This window comes from Gemmatimonas sp. (genome assembly GCF_044376735.1).
Taxonomy (GTDB): domain Bacteria; phylum Gemmatimonadota; class Gemmatimonadetes; order Gemmatimonadales; family Gemmatimonadaceae; genus Gemmatimonas.
On the sequence record NZ_JBILKJ010000195.1, the window covers coordinates 1 to 4,377 of the forward strand.

The 4,377-nt window shown below is 68.1% G+C and carries 3 protein-coding genes; all 3 read left to right on the plus strand.

The annotated features are described in order from the left end of the window. The first annotated feature begins 206 nt into the window (after positions 1 to 206). On the plus strand, positions 207 to 1,343 hold the full coding sequence (locus ACIRA7_RS15225; protein ID WP_396221693.1) for an FIST signal transduction protein: 1,137 nt from the start codon (positions 207 to 209) through the stop codon (positions 1,341 to 1,343). Then, entirely contained in the window at positions 1,336 to 3,105 is a 1,770-nt protein-coding gene (locus ACIRA7_RS15230; protein ID WP_396221694.1) for an ATP-binding protein, read from the plus strand. The genes ACIRA7_RS15225 and ACIRA7_RS15230 overlap by 8 nt, the downstream gene beginning before the upstream one ends. 81 nt (positions 3,106 to 3,186) lie before the next feature. Beyond that, positions 3,187 to 4,377 (plus strand): pyridoxal phosphate-dependent decarboxylase family protein (locus ACIRA7_RS15235; protein WP_396221695.1); only part of this gene is annotated, 1,191 nt, incomplete at its 3' end.

Here is a 4,377-nt window from a genome sequence, read left to right on the forward strand (position 1 = left end):
CCGGCGGGATGATTTGTGGCGTACAGGTCGAAGCCCACTTCGCGGGAGTGCGCGATAACGCGGCGAATCGCGAGCGCTTTGCCGACGCGACGGCGCGGGTGCTGGAGCAATACCTTCGGGAGCAGTGGGGGCTGCGCTTGACGCCGTAGCCGCTGCGTCGTCCATACTGTGCGCCCTGCGCGATCGTTTCCCTCCATCGAACCGCCATGCTCGTACACAAGCTACAGTGGACCCGTCCGTCGGGATGGCGCACGGTGCGCGGCAAAGACATTTCCATCGCGCCGCAAATCATGCTGCTCTTCGGTGCCCGCGCGGCGCTGGAGGAGTCCGACGCCGTGGCGACGCTCCGCGCGCGGTACCCGGGGGCGCGCCTCGTCGGTTGCTCGACCGCTGGCGAGATTTGCGGCACCGATGTTACCGACGACACGGTCGTCGCGGCCGTGGTGCAGTTCGAGCACACCCCGGTGCGCGTGGCTGAGCTGCCGTTACCCTCCATGGACGCCAGCAGCCGGGTGGGCGAGGCGCTCGCCGAGGCGCTGCACGCCGACGACCTGAAACACGTCTTTGTCCTGTCGGAAGGACTGCAGGTGAACGGGTCCGAGTTACTGGCCGGCCTTCGTCGTCGGCTGCCGTCACACGTCCTCGTGACCGGTGGGCTGGCCGCCGACGGGGCGGACTTCGCGCGCACCTGTGTGTGCATCGACGACCGCTGCGCCGGCCACGTCGTGGCGGCGATCGGGCTGTACGGCGACCGACTGCGGGTCGGGCACGGGTCCCTCGGCGGGTGGGATGCGTTCGGCCCCGAACGCGTGATCACCCGATCGGCCGGGAACGTGCTGTACGAACTGGACGGCGCGCCGGCGCTGGAGCTGTACAAGAGCTACCTGGGCCCGCACGCCAGCGAGCTCCCGAGCAGTGGGTTACTGTTTCCGCTCAGCGTGCGCGCGTCGCAAGGCGAGTCTGGCGTCGTGCGCACCATTCTTGGCGTGGACGAAGCCGCCGGGAGCCTGACCTTTGCCGGCGACGTGCCGCAGGGGCATTTGGCCCGGCTCATGAAGGCCAACGTCGACCGGCTGGTCGACGGCGCACAGGGGGCTGCTGGTGCGGCGCTCGAGGCCATGGGGAACCCCACCCCGGATCTGGCCATCCTGATCAGCTGCGTGGGCCGCAAGCTGGTACTCAAGCAGCGCGTCGAAGAGGAAGTCGAGAGCGTACGCGACGTGCTGGGCGCCGACGCCCCACTCATCGGCTTCTACTCGTATGGCGAGATCGCTCCGTTCAGCGGATCGACCGTGTGCGAACTGCACAATCAGACCATGACGATCACCACGTTCCGTGAGTAGTGCCCGCCGGCACAAGCTGTTGATCCGTCAGCTGCGGCGGCACTTCGGTGAGGTGGCCGACGTGCCGGCGTCGCTGCTGCCGTTTCTCGACGCCGTTGAGGCCGCGTACGTGGACGCGGACCACGACCGGGCGATGATGGAGCACTCACTTGAAACCGTGTCGCGCGAACTCGCCGACCGGCTGGAACGGATGCGCACCGCCATCGGTGAGCGCGACGCCGTGCGGCAGGCGATGTCGCTGCTGGAAGCGACGCTCGACGCGAGCTCCGACGCCGTGCTGGTGCTCGACCTCGGGGTGAACGAGGTGCGCAGCAACCAGCGGTTACGCCATCTGTGGCGGCTGTCCGCCGCCTCGGGTGCCCCGTTGGATGGCGTCCCGGTGCACGCGCGGATTGCCGAACAGATCGAGTCGGGGCCGCGATTCCACGAATGGATGCGGCGCGCGCACGACGAGCGCCCGCTCCGGGAAGCCGAGGAGCTGCGGACCACCGACGGCCGCCTCATCGAATGGCACGCCAGCCCGCAGTATCTCGGTGAGACGATCGTCGGCTGGGTCTGGGGGTTCCGTGACATGACGGCCCGGCGGCTCCTCGAGGACCAGCTGCGCCAGTCGCAAAAGATGGAGGCGATCGGCCAGCTGGCGGGCGGGGTCGCCCACGACTTCAACAACCTGCTCACGGTCATCGAAGGCAACACCGAACTACTGACGGACGTGCCCGCGATCCCGACGGCGGCGCTGGAACTGCTGCGGGAAATCGCCTCCGCGACCGATCGCGCCGCCCAGCTCACCAGCCAACTGCTGGCGTTCAGCCGCAAGCAGACGCTGCGCACCACGGTATTCGATCTGGCCACCACGGTGCAGGAGCTGATCCCGATGCTGCGCCGCATGGTCGGGGCGGGCACCCGGCTGGACGTCGACACCTCACCGTCCTTCGTGGCGGCCGACCGCACGCAACTCGATCAAGTCCTGCTCAACCTCGTGGTCAACGCCCGGGACGCGACCGTCAACGGCGGTGCGATTGCCGTTCGCTGCGGCGAGCTCCTGTTGGACCACCCGCGCGTTGGGGCACAGGGCGATGCGATTCCACCCGGCCGCTACGCAGTACTCGCGGTGCATGACACGGGCGTCGGCATTCCCGTCGAGTTGCAGGCGCGTGTGTTCGAACCGTTCTTCACCACCAAACCCACTGGCGAAGGCACGGGACTCGGCCTCTCGATGGTGTACGGACTCGTGCGCCAATCCGGTGGATTCATGTCGCTCGACAGTGCGCCCGGCCGCGGCACGCGCATCGAAATTCTGTTGCCGGCGGAATCGACGGCACCCGCGGACGGCACGGCGGCGGGCACGGCGGCGGTCGTGAAACCAGCGCCCGATGCGGTGCCCCTCACCACCGCGCCTCCCCGCACGGTGCTGGTCGTCGATGACGAGGATGCCGTGCGGCGCCTGGTGGCGACCATCCTCCGGCGCCACGGCTTCACCCCCATCGAAGCGGCCAGCGGCCGCGAGGCGCTGATTGCACTCGCCGAGCGCCCCGACGTGGCGCTGGTGATCAGCGACGTGCTGATGCCCGAACTCGGCGGACGGGAACTCGCGCAGCGGGTGCTTCGGGACTATCCGACGCTGCCCATCCTGTTCATCTCCGGATACACCAATCAGGAACTGGCCGACGACGACGGCACGCTCCAAATCGATGCGATGTTTCTGGCGAAGCCCTTCTCGCAGCAGCAGCTGATGGACGCGGTGGAGTCGCTGTTGGACTGACGGCCCGATTGGGGCGTTCTCGCGCACGTCACCGGGGCCATTCGCCCCCCTCAGCGCCCGGGCCCACGATAGCTTTTTCACATGGCTATCGATTCCACCTTCCTCGGCGATCTCCCCCCCGACGACTTCCGTGCAGCGGCCCATGCCGCCGTGGACTGGGTCGCCGATTACCTCGAGCACGCGACCCGGCTTCCGGTGAAAAGCCGGGTGGAGCCGGGAACGGTTCGCGCCGCGCTCCCCGCGTCGGCGCCGATGCACGGAGAGCCGCTCGAGACCATGCTCCGCGACTTTCGCGACACCATCCTGCCCGGCATCACGCACTGGAACCATCCCGGGTTCTTCGCCTACTTCGCGAACTCCGGCTCCTACCCTGGTATCCTCGGCGAACTCCTTGCCGCCGGCCTCAATGCGAACGGCATGCTGTGGGTCACGAGTCCCGCCGTGACCGAGCTGGAGCAGGTCTCGCTGGACTGGCTGCGGCAGCTCATGGGCCTGAGCGACGGGTGGTTCGGACAGATCACCGATACCGCCAGCGTGAGCACCTTCTACGCGCTGGCGGCGGCGCGTGAGCAGGCGGGCTACGACGTGCGCATGAAGGGGATGGCCGGGCGCCCCGACGTGCCGGCACTGCGCGTGTACTGCAGCGAACATGCGCACTCGTCGATCGACAAGGCGGTGATTGCCCTCGGCCTCGGCCACGAGAATCTCGTGAAGATTCCCGCCGACGAGCATTTTCGCCTGCGCCCCGAGGCGCTCGAGGCGGCGATACAGGCCGACATCGCAGCGGGCTTCCATCCCATGGCGGTGGTGCCGTGCGTCGGCACGACGAGCATGACCAGCGTGGACCCCGTGCGCGCCGTGGTGCGCATCGCGCGCGCGCATGGCTGCTGGGTGCACGTCGACGCGGCGTACGGTGGGGTCACGGCGATCGTGCCGGAAATGCGCCATCTCATGGACGGCACCGACGAGGCCGACTCGTTCGTGGTGAACCCGCATAAGTGGCTCTTTACGCCGATGGATTGCTCGGTGATGTACACGCGGCATCCCGACGCGCTGCGGCGCGCCTTCGCGCTGCTGCCCGAGTACCTGATCACCAGCACGCCTGACGAGACGGTGAACCTGATGGACTACGGCATTCAGCTGGGGCGTCGGTTCCGCTCGCTGAAGCTGTGGATGGTGATGCGCGCCTACGGTGCGGAGGGGCTCGCCGAACGCATTCGCTTTCATTGCGACCTCGCCCGCGACTTCGCCGGGATGGTGCACTTCGAGAGC